The following is a 14616-nucleotide window of genomic DNA, read 5'->3' as shown; positions in this document are numbered from 1 at the left end:
CTCACCGGCGCGGCCGTTCCCTCACGCCCGCCCCACCGCGAGCAGCGCGAAGGCGTAGATCAGGCCAACCTCCTCCAGGCGGTCGAAGCGGCCCGCCGCGCCGCCGTGGCCGGCCTCCATGTTGGTGCGCAGGAGCACGGGGCCGCCCCCCGTCATGGTGGCGCGCAGCCGCGCCACCCACTTCGCGGGCTCCCAGTAGGTGACGCGCGGGTCGGTGAGGCCGGCGAGCGCCAGGATCGCCGGGTAGGCTTTCGCCGAGACGTTGTCGTAGGGCGAGTAGGACAGGATCGTCTCGAAGGCCGCCTCGCTCTCGCCCGGGTTGCCCCATTCGGGCCATTCCGGCGGGGTCAGCGGCAGGTCGCCGTCGAGCATCGTGTTGAGCACGTCGACGAAGGGCACGTCGGCGACGATGCCCGCGAACAATTCAGGCGCGAGGTTCGCCACCGCCCCCATCAGCATGCCGCCCGCGCTGCCGCCGTGGGCGACGATCCGCCCCTCGGCGGTGTAGCCCTCGGCCGCGAGCGCCCGGGCGCAGGCCACGAAGTCGGTGAAGGTGTTGCGCTTCTTCTCGCGCTTGCCGTCGAGGTACCAGCGCCAGCCCTTCTCGGTGCCGCCGCGGATGTGGGCGATGGCGTAGACGAAGCCGCGGTCGACCAGCGAGAGCAGGTTCGTGCGGAAGGCGGCCGGCATCAGCGTGCCGTAGGAGCCGTAGCCGTAGAGGAGGAGGGGCGCCGTGCCGTCGAGGGCGAGGTCGCGCCGGTGCAGCAGCGAGATCGGCACGCTCTCCCCGTCCGGCGCCGTGGCGAAGACGCGCCGCGTCACGTAGGCCGCCGGGTCGTGCCCGCTCGGCACCGCCTGGCGCTTGCGCAACTGCCGGGCGCGGGTGACGCAATCGTAGTCGTAGGTCTCGGCGGGCGTCGTCATCGACGAGTAGGTGAAGCGGATCACCGCCGTCTCGAACTCGTGCCCGGGCTGCAGGCCGAGCGAGTACGCCTCCTCCGCGAAGGCCACGGCGTGCTCCTCGCCCTGCATGTCGCGCACGATGATGCGCGGGCGCGCGTTCTCGATCTCGAGCCGCACCAGATGCCCGCCGATGACGTGCTGGTGGCGGATCATCACGCCGGCCCGGTGCGGGATCAGGTCCCGCCAGTGGACGCGGCCGGGCGTGGCGAGCTCGGTCGTGGAGATCTTGAAGTCCTCGGCCCCGTCGGCGTTCGTCAGGATGAAGAGGTGCCGGCCCCAGTGCTCCACCGAGTAGATCAGGAGGGGCGTGCGCGGCTCCACCAGGATCGGCGCCGCCCCCGGCTCGGCCCGGTCGATCAGCCGGACCTCCGAGGTCTCGTGGTCGCTCGCCGTGATCGTCAGGTAGGTCTGCGACTGCGTCGTGCCGATATGGACGAAGAAGCCCGAATCGGCCTCCTCGTAGATCAGCGCGTCGTCCTCCTGCGGCGTGCCGAGGCGGTGGTGCAGCACGCGGGCCGGGCGGTGGTTGGCGTCGACGCCGACGTAGTAGAAGGAGGCGCCGTCCGCCGCCCAGACCGCCTCGCCCGAGGTCGCCTCGACGCGGTCGTCGAGATCCTCGCCCGTGGCGAGGTCGCGGACCCGGATCGTGTAGAGTTCCGAGCCCTTGGTGTCCGCGCTCCAGGCGATGCGCCCGTGGTCGTCGGAATGGACCGCGGCGGCGAGCTCGAAGAAGGGCAGGCCCTCGCCCTCCCGGTCGCCGTCGAGCAGGATCGTCTCGCCCGTCTCGCGCCCGTCCTCCGCCACGGTCTCCGCCGCCCCGCCCGTCAGGACGAGCAGGCTGCGTGGGCGCCGGCAGACCAGGGGATGCTGCCCGCCCTCCCGGTGGCGGGTGTAGTAGGCGAAGGGCCCGTCGGGCTCGGGCACGCCGCTCTCGTCCTCCTTGATGCGGCCGCGCATCTCGGAGACGAGCGTCCGGCGCAGGTCCGCCACCTCGCCGAGAACGGCCTCCGCGTAGGCGTTCTCGGCCTCCAGGTAGGCGCGGATGTCGGCAGGCAGGGCGGCCGGGTCCTTCAGGACGTCGCGCCAGTTCTCGGCCTTGAGCCAGGCGTAATCGTCCGAGAGCGCCCGGCCGTGCACCGTGAACCCGTGCGGGCGGGCCTCGGCCGCGGGCGCCTCGGGACGGTGGCTCGGGAAGCTGCGGTCGGACGCCATGGCGGGTACCCAAACGAGGAAGGCGGGAGCGGCGGCGGCCCGCCGGCCCGGCAGCATGTGCCGCGTCGGGGAGGAATCGGCAAGCTCGCCGTGCCGGGCCGGCGAGGCCGGATCGGGCGCCTCAGGATCGGCCGCCGCGCGGGGCTGTCCTAAGCACCAGACAATGCAGGTAAATTGAACTATCCTGCAGGAAAGTTGAGATCCGGTATCCGTGCATGGCCGGTCTGTCTTGCGACTGAAACTTGAATAGCATAGAGAGAAGTTGTGGTGGGAGGGGCCGCCACATTTCGAGAGCAAGAGCGGGCTGACGACGACTGCGAGGGGAGCAATTCGCAGAAGCCAGGGCCATGCACCTGTGGGACCACGCTGCCCTGCATCGGTGCCCGCACCGCGCCAAGGGAACCTTTCCGATCATGAACGATACAGAATCCGCGGTCGATTACGTCGAGCTGGCGGCCGACATCGTGTCGGCCTACGTGAGCAACAACCCCGTCCCCCCGGGTGAGCTCGCTCAACTCATCGGCCGTATCCATGCCGCCCTCCTGCAGGTCGGCAGCGGCCAGCCCGAGGCCAAGGCGGCCGCGCCCGCGACGCTGCAGCCCGCGGTGCCGATCAAGAAGTCGGTCACGCCCGATCACATCGTCTGCCTCGAGGACGGGCGCACCTTCAAGTCGCTGAAGCGCCACCTGCGCGCCAAGTACGACCTCAGCCCCGAGCAGTACCGCGCCAAGTGGGGCCTGCCGCCGGACTACCCGATGGTGGCCCCGAACTACGCGAAGGCCCGCTCCGACCTCGCCAAGGCGATCGGCCTCGGCCAGACCCGGACCGGCGATTACGGCGAGGCCGCCTGAGCGTCCGCCCGAACCGCGCCGAACCTGCCGAAGGCCCGGTCCCGGCCCCACGGGACCGGGCCTTCCCGGGCAGGCCGGCGTAAGCGGCGTCTGGACCGGGGGTGAAGCCTGCGCCATGATGCGCGGCGCGCCGAGACCGCGCCGGAGGCCGCATGACCGACACGCCGCCGCAGGATCCGAACGCGGATTCCCCCGACCCCCCGCTCGTCAGCCCGGACCAGCCCGCAGCCGATCAGCTCGGCCGGGTCGGCGCGCTGCTCGCCGAGTGGGCCGCCCGCACCGCCGCCGACAGCGACGCCCTGATCGAGCGCTTCGAGAGCATGGGCTACGCCGTGCGCGGGAAGAGCGAGGAGGAGATCGCCGAGGTGCTGAAACGGCCGCCCGAGGGCAGGCCCGCAGCGTGACGCTCCACGGCGCGAGACCTGTCAAGGCTTGAACTAGGATCATTTTCCGATACGTCAGGTTTGTGAGAGCAACCTGTGGCGCCAGCGTACTGGAACAAAACATGAACATGAGGGCTCGATCCGAACACACCCTCCGGAAGCGCGCGCCCGACGCGAAGCTGGCGCGTGACTGCGCCCGGCTGCTCGGCGCGCTCGCCGAGGAGGGCGCCTACGCCTTCCCCGACCCGGTCGAGGGCGGCCGGCTGATCCTGCGCGGCGGGGGCAAGGGCGTCTCGCTCGGGGGAGGACACTTCGCGGCCGAGGCCGGCGAGGCGCTCATGGCGGCCGACCTCGCGGCGCGGGAGCCCGGTCCGCGCGCCCGCCTCACGATCAGCGAGGCCGGCCGGGCCCGCCTGCGGCGGGGGGCGGCCGCCGGGCTGCAGGAGGGTGCCGCCTTCCTCGGCCAGCATCTCGATCTCGAGGCTGCCGGCGAGACGGGCGCCGAGGGGCGGCTGCGCGACGTCTCGGAGAGCCCGCTCGCCTGGATGGCACGGCGGCGCGGCCGCGACGGGGCGCCCTTGATCGACCCGGCGCGCTTCGAGGCGGGCGAGCGCCTGCGCCGCGACATGGAGGCGGCGCGGATGATGCCGCGGATGGGCACGGACTGGAGCCAGCCGCGGGTCGACGGCTCGGGCCCGCGCGATCCGGCCGCCGCCTCGGACCGGGTGCTCGGCGCCCGCGCCCGGGTGCGCGCGGCCCTCGACGCGGCCGGAGGCGACCTCGCCGGCCTGCTGATCGACCTGTGCGGCCACCTGAAGGGGCTGGAGCGGATCGAGGCGGAGCGGCGCTGGCCGGCCCGCTCGGCCAAGGTCGTCGCCCGCATCGCCCTCGGCCGGCTCGCCGAGCATTACGGGCTCGAGCGGGAGGCGTCGGGGCCGGCGCGGGCCCGCAGCCGGACCTGGCGGGCCCGCGCCTGACGTCCGCGCCGGCCGGGCGGAGCGGCCTACCCGCCCCGCCTCGTTCCGAGGCCGAGCGTCATCGATGCCCTCGGCCTAGAGATCCAGCACGTCGACCCTGTCGCCGAGGCGGGCACGGGCGATGTCGGCGACGTGCCGGTGGTGAGTGAACAGGATCGGCTGGATCGTCCCGCCGATGGCAGCCAGCGCCTCCAGGCCGTGGGCCGTGCGGGCGTCGTCGAAGGTGAGGAAGAGGTCGTCCCCGACGAAGGGCGCCGGCTCGTTGCGGGCGGCGTAGTCCTCCAGATGCGCGAGGCGCAGGGCGAGGTAGAGCTGGTCGCGCGTGCCCTCGCTGAGGCCGGAGACGTGGACGGTCTCGCCCGAGGCGCGGCGCCCGACGATGCAGGGCTTGTCGGCCTCGTCGTATTCCTGGGCGAGGCCCGCGAAGGCGCTTCCGGTCAGCCCTGAGAACAGCGCGCCCGCGCGGGCGAGGAGCGGGTCCTGCTGGCCGGCCCGGTGGCGGCCGATCGCGGAGCCGAGGAGCAGGCTCGCGAGCTTGAGGACGGCCCATTGCCGGGCGGTCGCCCGCAGTTCCGCCTCGGCGGCCCGGCGCTGCGCCGAGGCGAGCTCCGCCCCGATCCCGCCCTCCAGCTCGCCGCGGCGGCGCTCGCCCCGGTCCCGGTCGGCGAAGGCGACCTTGCCGCGCTGGTCGAGCTCCTCGTCGGCCAGGACGAGCTGCGCGAGCGATGCCTCGATGGCGTCCGGCGATGCGGCAGCGAGGTCGGCCCGCAGGCGCTCCTCCGGCACGCCCTCGGCCGCGCGGGCGAGCTCGGCCCGGCGGCTGGCGAGCTCGGCCCGCAGGCCGCGCCGCGCGAGGAGCCGGGCGTGGAGCGCGGCCGGATCGATGCCGCCCTCGGGCTGCTCGGCACATTGCGCGGCGAGGGCCTCGCGGGCGCCCTGCGCCTCCCGCGCCGCCCCCTCGACCAGCCGGGCCGCGTCCGCCCGGCGGCCGGCGAGATCCTGGCGGCGGGCCTCGTCGCGGGTGGCCGCCTGCAGGCGGGCGTGCAGCGCCTTCATGGCCGTGCCGGCGGGCAGCGTCCCGAGGTCGGGTGCGAGCGCGGCCGTCAGCGCCTCGACGCCCGCCCGGTAGGCGTCCATGTCGCGGCGGATGCCGGTGATCCGGCGCGAGAGGCCGTCGTGCTCGCGCAGCAGCGCCGGCACCGCCCGCCACGCCTCGAGCGCGCTCGCCGCCTCGTCGGGCTCCGCCTCGGGGCTCAGGCCGAGGCCGTGCAGGGCCTCGGCCCAGGCCGCGCGCCACGCCTCCCGCCGCGCGGCGACGTCGGCGCGCTCCGCCTCCAGGCGCGCGATCTGCTCGGCGGCGGCCCGGGCGCGGGCCTGGGCCTCGCGGGTCGCGTCCCAGGCGGCCGACAGGGCCGCGACGCGGTCCTCGACGCGGGCGAGGATCAGGCCGACGTCGAGCCCGTCGAGGTCGTGGAGCCCGGCGCGCCGGCTCAGGGCCAGGAGCGGCGCGCGGGCCGCCTCGATCCGGGCGGCGAGGTGCGCGTGCTCCGCGCGACGGCCCTCGAGCGCCAGGAAGTCCTCCGTGCGGGCCTCGACCTCCGTGAGCCACGCCGTCATCTCGGCGGGCGGGGCGGGGACGATGCCGGCGGGCGCCCAGGCCTCGCGCCAGGCGGTGGCACCCTCCGCGAGGCGGGCCTCGATGCCCGCGAGGTCGCGGGCCCCCTCCTCGGCCTCCGCCGCCTCGGCCTCCAGGCGCTGCCGGTCGGCGGCGTGCTCGGCGGCGCGGGCCGCGTCCGCCACGAGGTCGTCGGCGGCGCGGTCGACCGCCAGCATCGCGTCCTCGAAGCGGGCGAGATCGTCCGGTCCCGCCTCGGCCTCGCCGAGGATCCGCGCCCGCAGGGGCACGAGGCGCAGGTCGCGCTCGGTGCGCAGGGCCGCGAGGTCGGCGAGCGTCGGGATCGGCCGCCCGGCCTCCCGGCGGCGCATCCGCTCCCGCGTCTGCCGGATGGTGCGGGCGGCGGCCTCGCCCCGGTCGGCGGCGCGGATGCGCTCGCGCTCCAGCGCCTCCAGCGCCCGGCCGAAGCGGGCGATCGTCTCCTGCGAGGGGCGGTGCAGGCCGACGAAGGCCGGGAAGTCGCGGATCGGCGGGCTCAGCCGCGCGACGCGCAGCGCGATCTGCTTGGCCTCGCCCTCGATCGTGGCCGAGAGCGCGTCGCGCCGGGCGACGTCGTTGCGCAGGGGCGCCAGCGTCTTCAGGTCGGCGCGCAGGGGCGCGGGGTCGGCCGGCGGCTCCTCCGCGCCGGGCGCCTGCGTCAGGCGCGCGTGCTCGGCCCGGCGCTGGGCGATCTCGCCGCCGAGGCGGGCGAGCGCGGAGGCGAGCTCGCGCCCGGTCCGGATCAGGCCCTCGACCCGGGTCCTCGCCGCGTCCGAGGGCTGGCGGGCGCGCAGCGCGTCGGCGTCGGGCAGACCGATGCGCACGCGCAGGCGCTCCAGGTCCTGCGCGTGCCCGTCCGCCTCGCCCTGGAGACGGGGCAGGTCGGCGGCGCCCTTGTCGAAGCGGTCGATCCCGCGGAAACCCTCCAGGATCTCCTCGGCGCGGGCGAGCAGGCGGTCGTCGACGCGGATCCCCGCGAGGTCGCCCTCGGCCTCCTCCAGGCGGGTCCGGGCCTCGGCCTCCTCGGCGAGCCGGGTCCGCAGGGCGTCGAGGCGCTCGCCGAGCCGGTCGGTCCAGCCCTCCGGCACCTCGACGAGGCCGGGCTCCGCCTCCGCCGCCCCGGCGAGGCGGTCGATCTCGGCGATGAGGGGGGTGACCCGCTTCAGGCGCTCCAGCCGCGCCTGCTCGGAGGCGATGCGCACGCGCTCGGCCCGGATCTCGTCGAGCTTGGCCGAGGCGCCGTCGATCTCGTCGTTGAGCTCGCGCCAGTCGCTCGCGCGGAGTTCGGCGTGGCGGATCGCCTTGCGGGCCTCCTCGTGGCGCCCGAGCGCCTGGTAGAAGGCCCGGTGCTCCGCCTTGCGGGGCATGAAGATCCGCTCGGCCTCCCCGTCGAGATCCGCCTGGAGCCGGGTGTAGCCGCGCAGCCCCGAGGCCGCGGCGAACAGGCTCGCGCCGACCTCGCCGTCGCTGTTCAGCATCTCGCCGCCGCCGTCGCGCAGGGATTGCGCGTCGAGGCCGAAGGCGCGGCAGAACACCTCGCGGCTGAGGCCGCCGAGGTAAGTCGCCAGCGCGTCGTCGGGCAGGGCGGCGTCGGCGGCGTCGACGAGGGTGTTCTTCCGGCCCTTGCGGCGCCGGAAGACGAGGCTGCGCCCGTCCGCGGCCGCGATCTCGGCGCCGACGCGCATCTCCGGCATCGGGTGCAGGAAGGCGAAGCGGGTGCGCTCCTCGATGCCGAACAGGAGGTCGGTGACGGCGGCGAGCGCCGAGCTCTTGCCGGCCTCGTTCGGCCCCAGCACCACGTGCAGCCGGGCGTCCGGCCGGAAGGTGACCCGGCGGCCGGTGAAGGGGCCGTAGCGTTCGAGATCGAGGGAGAGGAGGCGCATCCGCTTGGTCCGTGAGGCCGGCTCAGCAGGTCCGGCCGTGCAGCCGGCCGAGGATCACCGCCTCGGCCTCCGCGCAGAGGGCGTCGAGCTCGTCGGCGAGCGCCTCGTCGCCCTGCGGACCGCCCGGGACCCCGGCCTGCATGCCGCTCGGCATCCGGGCGGTGATCTCGGCGAGCGCCGCGCGGGCGCGGGCGCGGAACTCGGGGTCGCGGTCGATCGCCGCGAGGAGCTCGGCCGGGTCGAGACCGGGGCCGGGCGCCCGCTCGGCCGCGGCCGGGGCGCGGGGCCGCGCGGTCTCGATGCGCAGGCGCTCCAGCCAGACGTCCTCGTGGACCCGGTGGGCGGCGGCCTGGATCTCGGCGGTCAGGCTCTCGCGGTCGGCGGCGAGGCGGTCGTGCAGGGGCGTCTGCCCGGTCAGGCTCACCCGCACCGCGAGGAGCCGCCCCTCGGCGGCCTCGGCGAGCGGGCGGAGCGCCGCCTCGACGCGGGCGAGCGCCTCCCGCTCGCTGTCCGCGCCTGACAGGTCGACGGGCAGGCTCGCGAAGCGGGCGTGGTCGACGATCAGGCGGCGCACGGCGCGCACCCGTCCGTCCGCCACCTCGACGGCGACGGCGCCCTTCTCGCCGCACTCGCGCACGCTGCGGCCCTGGAGGTTGCCGGGGAAGACGATCCAGGGGTCGCGGGCGAGCTCCGCGTAGTCGTGGACGTGGCCGAGCGCCCAGTAATCGTAGCCGCGGCCCGCGAGGTCGGCGACCGAGCAGGGGGCGTAGGTGGCGTGGGCGGCGTGGCCCGTGCAGGAGGTGTGCAGGACGCCGATGTTGAACCAGCCCGGCACCGCGGCGGGGTAGGCGAGGGCGTAGTTCTCCTCCACCGCCCGGTTCGGGAAGCTGCGCCCGTGCAGCGCCACCCGCAGGTGGTCGAGGCGGTGCGTGTCCGCCCGCTGGGTCGGGAAGGTCCGGACGCAGGACGGCAGGGTGATGGAGCGGGTGATCACGCTCTCGGCATCGTGGTTGCCGCGCACCAGGACGACCGGGATGCCGGCCCGGTCGAGCCGCGCCACCTGGCGGGCGAAGAACAGGCCGATCGTGTTGTCGGTCCAGTCGCCGTCGTAGACGTCGCCCGCGACGACGAGGAAGGCGGCGCCGATCTCGATCGCCCGCGTCACGAGATCCTCGAAGGCGCGCCGCCCCGCCGCGGCGAAGCGCCGGGCGATATCCGCGTCCTTGAGGGCGAGGCCCGCGAGCGGGCTGCCGAGATGGAGGTCCGCGGCGTGGATGAAGGTGAAGCTCGTCACGCGTGGGGCGCCGGTCATCCCCCGTCTTTAAGCGAGTTCGGACGGAGGAGCCACGAATCCGGCGAATCGGCGGGGGATGGCGCGGGGCGCCGGATCGCGGCGCCCGCTGGCGCGTTGCGGTGAGCGATCCCGCGTCGCTGCGGGGTCTCGCCTCGCCGCCGCCGAGGCCGTAGAACGAACCGGCCGCGCTTCGCGTCGCCAGCCCCCAGAGCCGTCCGGCTCGCCACTCTCCGGAGTCCGTCCATGCGCCTGTCCATGCGCCTGTTGCCCGGATGCGTCGCGTCCTCTCGGCGCCGGCGTCGCGGCCGCTGACGGGGTTTCGCGCGCATGAACCGGCTCCAGCGCTGGAGCGAGAGCCTCGCGCAGCGGCGCGCGCGCGGCCTCGGCGGTCTCGGCAAGTGGCCGGGGACCAAGAAGGCGGTCGAGCCGCGGGCCGGCGTGATCGAGCCGGCGCACGCGCCCTCGCCCGCGGCGCGCCCGGCCTCCCCGAACGCGACCCGCGTCCCCGCCCTGCACCACCCGCGGCCCCACAAGATCGTGAGCTGGAACCTCCTGCGGCGCACCGGCGCGGCGGTGGCGGACGTGGTCGCCCTGATCGAGCAGGAGCAGCCGGACCTCCTGCTGATGCAGGAGGCCACCCGCGACATCGCCGCCATCGCCGACCGGGTCGGCGGCGTCTACGCCTGGGCGCCGCTGCCCGGGCGCATCCACGGCCTCGCGATCTGGAGCCGCAGGCCCTGGGGCGAGCCGCCCGCCATCCTGGCGCTGCCCTCCGGCGCGGTCGTGCACCGGGTCTGCCAGGTGCTCGATCTCGGGGATTTCGGCATCGCCAACGTGCACCTCTCGCACGGGCAGATGCTGAACCGGCGCCAGCTCCGCCACATCGAGCGGGTGCTGCCGCCCCGCGCCGCGGTGCTCGGCGACTACAACATCGTCGGGCCGGCCCTGCTGCCCGGCTTCCGCGACGTCGGTCCGCGGCGGCCGACGCACGCGATGGTCGACGTGGTGCCCCTGCGCCTCGACCGCTGCCTCGTGCGCGGCCTCAACTGCCACGGCAAGGACGTGCTGCCCCGCGGCGCGTCGGACCACCGGCCGATCGTGGTGCACCTCACCCTCGGCGCCGACGAGGTGCGCCGCCCGCAGCGGACCGTCAGAGGTATGGCAGCAGCAGTCGGGCGCCTGCGTCGCGGAACCGCACCGGGAGCGGGCGTGCCGTGATGGCGGCCTTGGTCAGGCGCGTCTCCATCTTGCCCGCCATGAAGGCGTCGAGCCTCCGGGCGAGGCCGGAATCGTAGATCTCGACGTTCAGCTCGAAGTTCAGCCGGAAGCTGCGCGTGTCCCAGTTGGCGCTGCCGACGAAGCACCACGCCTCGTCGACGACGAGGATCTTCGAGTGGTCGAAGGGCGGCTCGTCGAGCCAGATCCGGACCCCGCTCTCAAGCAGCGGGTCGAGATGCGCCCGCGTCGCCCAGTCGACGAAGCGGTGGTCGCTCCGGCGCGGGATGATCACGTCGACGGTGACGCCGCGCAGCGCCGCGAGCGCCAGGGCGTTGAGCACGATCTCGCTCGGCAGGAAGTAGGGCGTCACGAGGCGCACCGAGCGGCGCGCGCAGGAGAGGGCGGCGAGCACCACGAACTCGATCTTCTCGATGTCGGCGTCGGGGCCCGAGGTGACGACGCGCGCCGTGGTCTCCCCCGCCCGCCGGATCTCCGGGAACCAGCGCTCGCCGTCGAGCTCCTCGTTCATCACGAAGTTCCAGTCGGTGCCGAAGGCCATCATCAGCTGCTCGACGACCGGCCCGTCGATGCGGAAATGCGTGTCCCGCACCGGGTGCGGCGGCCCGAGCGAGACCCGGTTCGCGTCGGAGATGTTGATGCCGCCGGTGAAGGCCGTGCGCCCGTCGAGGATCAGCAGCTTCTTGTGGGTGCGCAGGTTCAGGAAGGGCATGCGCCAGGGCAGGGCCGAGTGCATGAACAGGCCCGCCGGCACGCCCGCGCGGCGCAGCCGCCGGCTCGCCGCCGGGTCGAAGTAGCCGCCGCCGATCCCGTCGATCAGCACCCGCACCTCGGCCCCGCGGGCCCGGGCCGCGGCGAGCGCCTCGCAGAAGGCGCGGCCGGTCTCGTCGTCGCGGAAGATGTAGCTCGACAGCGCGACGCTGCGCTCCGCCGCGGCGATCGCCGCCAGCATGGCCGGGTAGGCCTCGTCGCCGTTGCGGAAGACGGCCACCCGGTTGCCGGCCACGAGGGGGAGCTGCGTGATCTGCCGGCCCGCCCGCTCCAGCGGCCGGAGATCCGCCTCGATGCTGGTCTCCGGCTCGCGCGGGTCGCTCGGCTGCTGCGAGGGCTTCGGGCGCAGGCGCCGGGCCCGGCGGGAGACGCGGTTGACGCCGAACAGCGCGTACAGGCCCGTGCCGAAGATCGGGGAGAGCCAGGCGAGGCCGATCCAGCCGATCGCCACGCTGATCTCGCGCTTGCGCAGCAGGACGTGCCCGGAGACGCCGAGCGCCAGCACGAGGCCGAGCGCGGCCAGGACGTCGGTCCGGATGGAGGCCGTGGCCTCGAGCCATCGATTCAGCGCTTCTTCCAACGCGATCCGCCAACCCGCCGCCCGCGCGGCCCCGCTCCCTCCATAGGCCAAGCTCCGCGCGGGAGACAGGCGCGCCGCGCGTGTTTGGCGTGGACGGGGCCGGCTGACGGGGACCCGGAACTGTCAGGCTTGCGACACGAAGGCCGGGTGCACGCTCCCGTTGCGGTCTCCATAGTGTTGCCGGCTTTGTGGGGCCTCATCGATCGGCCGGGCGAGCGAAGGCCCGGGCACCGTGCACCGAGTTGGGAAGGATTGGCGACATGCCCGTGATCGGACTCTCCCTCGCGATCATCCCGGTCCTGGCGGTCCTGGCGGCCCGCGCCATCTTCAAGCTCCTGTTCCTGCCCTTCCACCTCGTCCGCTACATGGTGCGCGGCCGCGCCGCCCTGGCGCTCGCCCTGACCACGGGCGTCTGCCTCTCGGCGGCGCTGGCCTGGAACGGGCACGGAACGCCGGCCGCCGCGCCCACGGTCGTCGCGGCCCGCTGATGGCGCGTCCCACCCGAACGTTCTCGCCAGTACAGTGGCTGTCGCCGGCATAGTCGAAGCCAGGAGAAGGGCGTAACATCCCCGTCAGGACAAGGCATTCGTGCCGAAGTTCAAGCTCGACAGGAATGGAGACGCAAGATGGCGAGGCTATTCGAGGAGCGCGAACGGGCTGCAGAGATGATCTTCGCTCGCGACGAGGAGGCGCGCTTCGTCGGCCGCTGCCGCCGGATGCGGGGGCTCGCCTGGTACGCGGCCGACAAGCTCGGCGTCGACGCCCGCGCGGCGGAAGCCTACGCCGCCGAGCTGATCGCCTCCCTCGTCCAGGGCGTGAAGGACGAGGACCTGCTGGAGCGGATCCGGGCCGACCTCGCGGCGAACGGCGTCGAGGAGAGCCTCGGCACCCTGCGGGCGGAGCTCTCCCGGCTCGGCGCGCAGGCGATGGTCGATCCGGCCATGCGCCTGCCCGGCGAGGGGCCTGCCGTGCCGCCGGCCTCCGCCGCGCCGGCGGCGCCGGCGGCCTCGTAGAGGCCGCATTGCCGCGCGGGCCGGAACGCGCATGATGGGCCGATGAGCGCCGAGACGCACGCGGTCTTCAACCAGTCCCCGCCCTTCGCCGACCTGAACCTCGTCGCCGCGGATGCCCCGCTCCGCGGCGCGCTCGCAGGGAGCGGCGCCGCGGACGAGATGCCGGCCCTCCTCGCCTTCGGGGCCGCCTGGGGCACGGCGGAGCGGCTGGATCTCGGCCGGCTCGCCAACGAGAACCCGCCGCGCCTGCGCACGCACGACGCCCGGGGCCGACGCCTCGACACCGTGGAGTTCCACCCCGCCTACCACGCCCTGATGGCGGCGAGCGTCGCCGACGGCCTCCACGCGGCGGAGCGCGGCGCGCCGCACGGGCACCTCGCCCGCGCCGCCCGCCTGTACGTGGCGGCCGGCGTCGAGTGCGGGCACGTTTGCCCCCTCACGATGACGAACGCCGCTGCGGCCGCCCTCGCCGCCGCGCCGGACCTGCTCGGCGCGTGGCGGCCGCGCCTGACCGCCCGCAGCTACGATCCGCGCTTCCGGCCCTGGTTCGAGAAGGCGGGCGTCACCCTCGGCATGGGCATGACCGAGAAGCAGGGCGGCACGGATGTCCGGGCCAACACGACCCGCGCGGAGCCGGCGGGCGACGCCTACGCGCTGACGGGGCACAAGTGGTTTCTCTCGGCGCCGATGAGCGACGGCTTCCTCGTCCTCGCCCAGGCGCCGGGCGGCCTGACCTGCTTCCTCGTGCCGCGCCACCGGCCGGACGGGTCGGTCAACGCGCTGCGCCTGCAGCGCCTCAAGGACAAGCTCGGCAACCGCTCGAACGCCTCCTCGGAGGTGGAGTTCGCGGGCGCCCTCGGCTGGCGGGTCGGGCCGGAGGGCCGGGGCGTGCCGACCATCATCGGCATGGTGCAGCTCACCCGGCTCGATTGCGCGGTGGCCTCCGCCGGGCTCGAGCGGATGGCGCTCGCCCTCGCCCTGCACCATGCCCGGCACCGGCAGGCGTTCGGGCGCGCGCTCATCGCCCAGCCCGCGATGCGGGCGGTCCTCGCCGACCTCGCCCTCGCGGTCGAGGCGCAGACGGCGCTGACGATGCGGCTCGCGGCGAGCTTCGACCGCGGTGAGGAGGCCCGCACGCGGCTCCTCACCCCGGCCGTGAAGTTCGCCGTCTGCAAGGCGGCGCCGGGGCTGGTCTACGAGGCGATGGAGTGCCTGGGCGGCAACGGCTACGTCGAGGAGAGCCCGCTGCCGCGCCTCTACCGGGAGGCGCCGGTGAACGCGATCTGGGAAGGCTCGGGCAACGTGATGGCCCTCGACGTGCTGCGCGCCGCGAACCGCGCGCCGGAGGCGGCGGAGGCGCTCCTCGCCGAGCTCGCCGCCGAGGCGGACGGGTTGCCGGGGGTGCGGGAGGCGGTCGCCGACTTCACCGCCGCGCTGCGCTCGCCCGACGCGGAGGCCCGCGCCCGCTTCGCCACCGGCCGCCTCGCGTCGCTCGCCGCCGCGGCCGCGCTGGTGGGCTGCGCCCCGGCCGCGGTCGCGGAGGCGTTCGGCGCCACGCGCCTCGCCCGCGAGCCCGGCCCGTTCGGCGCGAGCGACCTCGGCCCGGCGACGGACCTGCTGCTGGCGCGGGCGCTGCCCGAAACCTGACCCGCACCGGGCTCTTTCTCCCGTCCGAGAGAGGGGTGGGCGGCACCGCCCGCCTCAACCGGCACGGATCGGCGCGGGTCCCCTCTGCCGTCCGGGAGAGTGACAGGGTGAGGGGTTCAGGTCTTTCCGGACAACCCGCATCCCTCACCCGG

11 protein-coding genes are annotated in these 14616 nt (G+C 75.0%); 7 read left to right on the top strand and 4 right to left on the bottom strand.

What is annotated here, in order from left to right; translation table 11 throughout:
* Positions 1 to 21 precede the first annotated feature (21 nt).
* Positions 22 to 2175 carry a S9 family peptidase gene (locus MOX02_RS18500; protein WP_147027271.1) on the bottom strand — a complete coding sequence of 718 codons (2154 nt, stop codon included), beginning with the start codon at positions 2173 to 2175 and terminating at the stop codon, positions 22 to 24.
* A gap of 413 nt (positions 2176 to 2588) precedes the next feature.
* On the opposite strand from MOX02_RS18500, the gene MOX02_RS18495 reads away from it, so the two are divergent.
* The 3 genes from MOX02_RS18495 (at position 2589) to MOX02_RS18485 (ending at position 4386) form a co-directional block, all read left to right on the top strand.
* Positions 2589 to 3026, top strand: a complete 438-nt coding sequence (locus MOX02_RS18495) for a Ros/MucR family transcriptional regulator (RefSeq protein WP_147027270.1) — start codon at positions 2589 to 2591, stop codon at positions 3024 to 3026.
* Between the two features lie 152 nt (positions 3027 to 3178).
* Positions 3179 to 3430, top strand: a complete 252-nt coding sequence (locus tag MOX02_RS18490) for a hypothetical protein (protein WP_147027269.1) — start codon at positions 3179 to 3181, stop codon at positions 3428 to 3430.
* A 101-nt stretch (positions 3431 to 3531) separates the two neighbouring features.
* Positions 3532 to 4386, top strand: a complete 855-nt coding sequence (locus MOX02_RS18485) for a DUF6456 domain-containing protein (protein ID WP_373866764.1) — start codon at positions 3532 to 3534, stop codon at positions 4384 to 4386.
* A gap of 75 nt (positions 4387 to 4461) precedes the next feature.
* Here MOX02_RS18485 and MOX02_RS18480 read toward each other — a convergent pair whose 3' ends face one another.
* Positions 4462 to 7923 (bottom strand): YhaN family protein, encoded by a 3462-nt coding sequence (locus MOX02_RS18480; protein WP_147027268.1) that lies wholly within the window; start codon positions 7921 to 7923, stop codon positions 4462 to 4464.
* 22 nt (positions 7924 to 7945) lie between these two features.
* Complete coding sequence (locus MOX02_RS18475; protein WP_147027290.1) at positions 7946 to 9217, bottom strand: metallophosphoesterase family protein; 1272 nt, start codon at positions 9215 to 9217, stop codon at positions 7946 to 7948.
* 327 nt (positions 9218 to 9544) lie between these two features.
* Between MOX02_RS18475 and MOX02_RS18470 the strand changes: the two genes are divergently transcribed.
* Positions 9545 to 10435, top strand: a complete 891-nt coding sequence (locus MOX02_RS18470; RefSeq protein ID WP_147027267.1) for an endonuclease/exonuclease/phosphatase family protein — start codon at positions 9545 to 9547, stop codon at positions 10433 to 10435.
* Here the strand turns inward: MOX02_RS18470 and MOX02_RS18465 are convergent.
* A complete protein-coding gene (locus MOX02_RS18465; RefSeq protein WP_147027266.1) occupies positions 10368 to 11804 on the bottom strand; it encodes a phospholipase D-like domain-containing protein in 1437 nt (478 codons plus the stop codon). The two genes, MOX02_RS18470 and MOX02_RS18465, sit on opposite strands and share 68 nt — an antisense overlap.
* Before the next feature lie 260 nt (positions 11805 to 12064).
* Between MOX02_RS18465 and MOX02_RS18460 the strand changes: the two genes are divergently transcribed.
* The 3 genes from MOX02_RS18460 to MOX02_RS18450 all read left to right on the top strand — a co-directional run bounded on the left by MOX02_RS18460 (position 12065) and on the right by MOX02_RS18450 (position 14464).
* Complete coding sequence (locus MOX02_RS18460; protein ID WP_147027265.1) at positions 12065 to 12292, top strand: hypothetical protein; 228 nt, start codon at positions 12065 to 12067, stop codon at positions 12290 to 12292.
* Positions 12293 to 12430: 138 nt separating this feature from the next.
* Complete coding sequence (locus tag MOX02_RS18455; protein ID WP_147027264.1) at positions 12431 to 12817, top strand: ATPase inhibitor subunit zeta; 387 nt, start codon at positions 12431 to 12433, stop codon at positions 12815 to 12817.
* A gap of 42 nt (positions 12818 to 12859) precedes the next feature.
* A complete protein-coding gene (locus MOX02_RS18450; RefSeq protein WP_147027263.1) occupies positions 12860 to 14464 on the top strand; it encodes an acyl-CoA dehydrogenase family protein in 1605 nt (534 codons plus the stop codon).
* Positions 14465 to 14616 lie beyond the last annotated feature (152 nt).

It is taken from the genome of Methylobacterium oxalidis (assembly GCF_007992195.1).
Taxonomy (GTDB): domain Bacteria; phylum Pseudomonadota; class Alphaproteobacteria; order Rhizobiales; family Beijerinckiaceae; genus Methylobacterium; species Methylobacterium oxalidis.
Note: the sequence above shows the minus strand (reverse complement) of the source record. Positions and strands in the feature narration are given on the sequence as shown.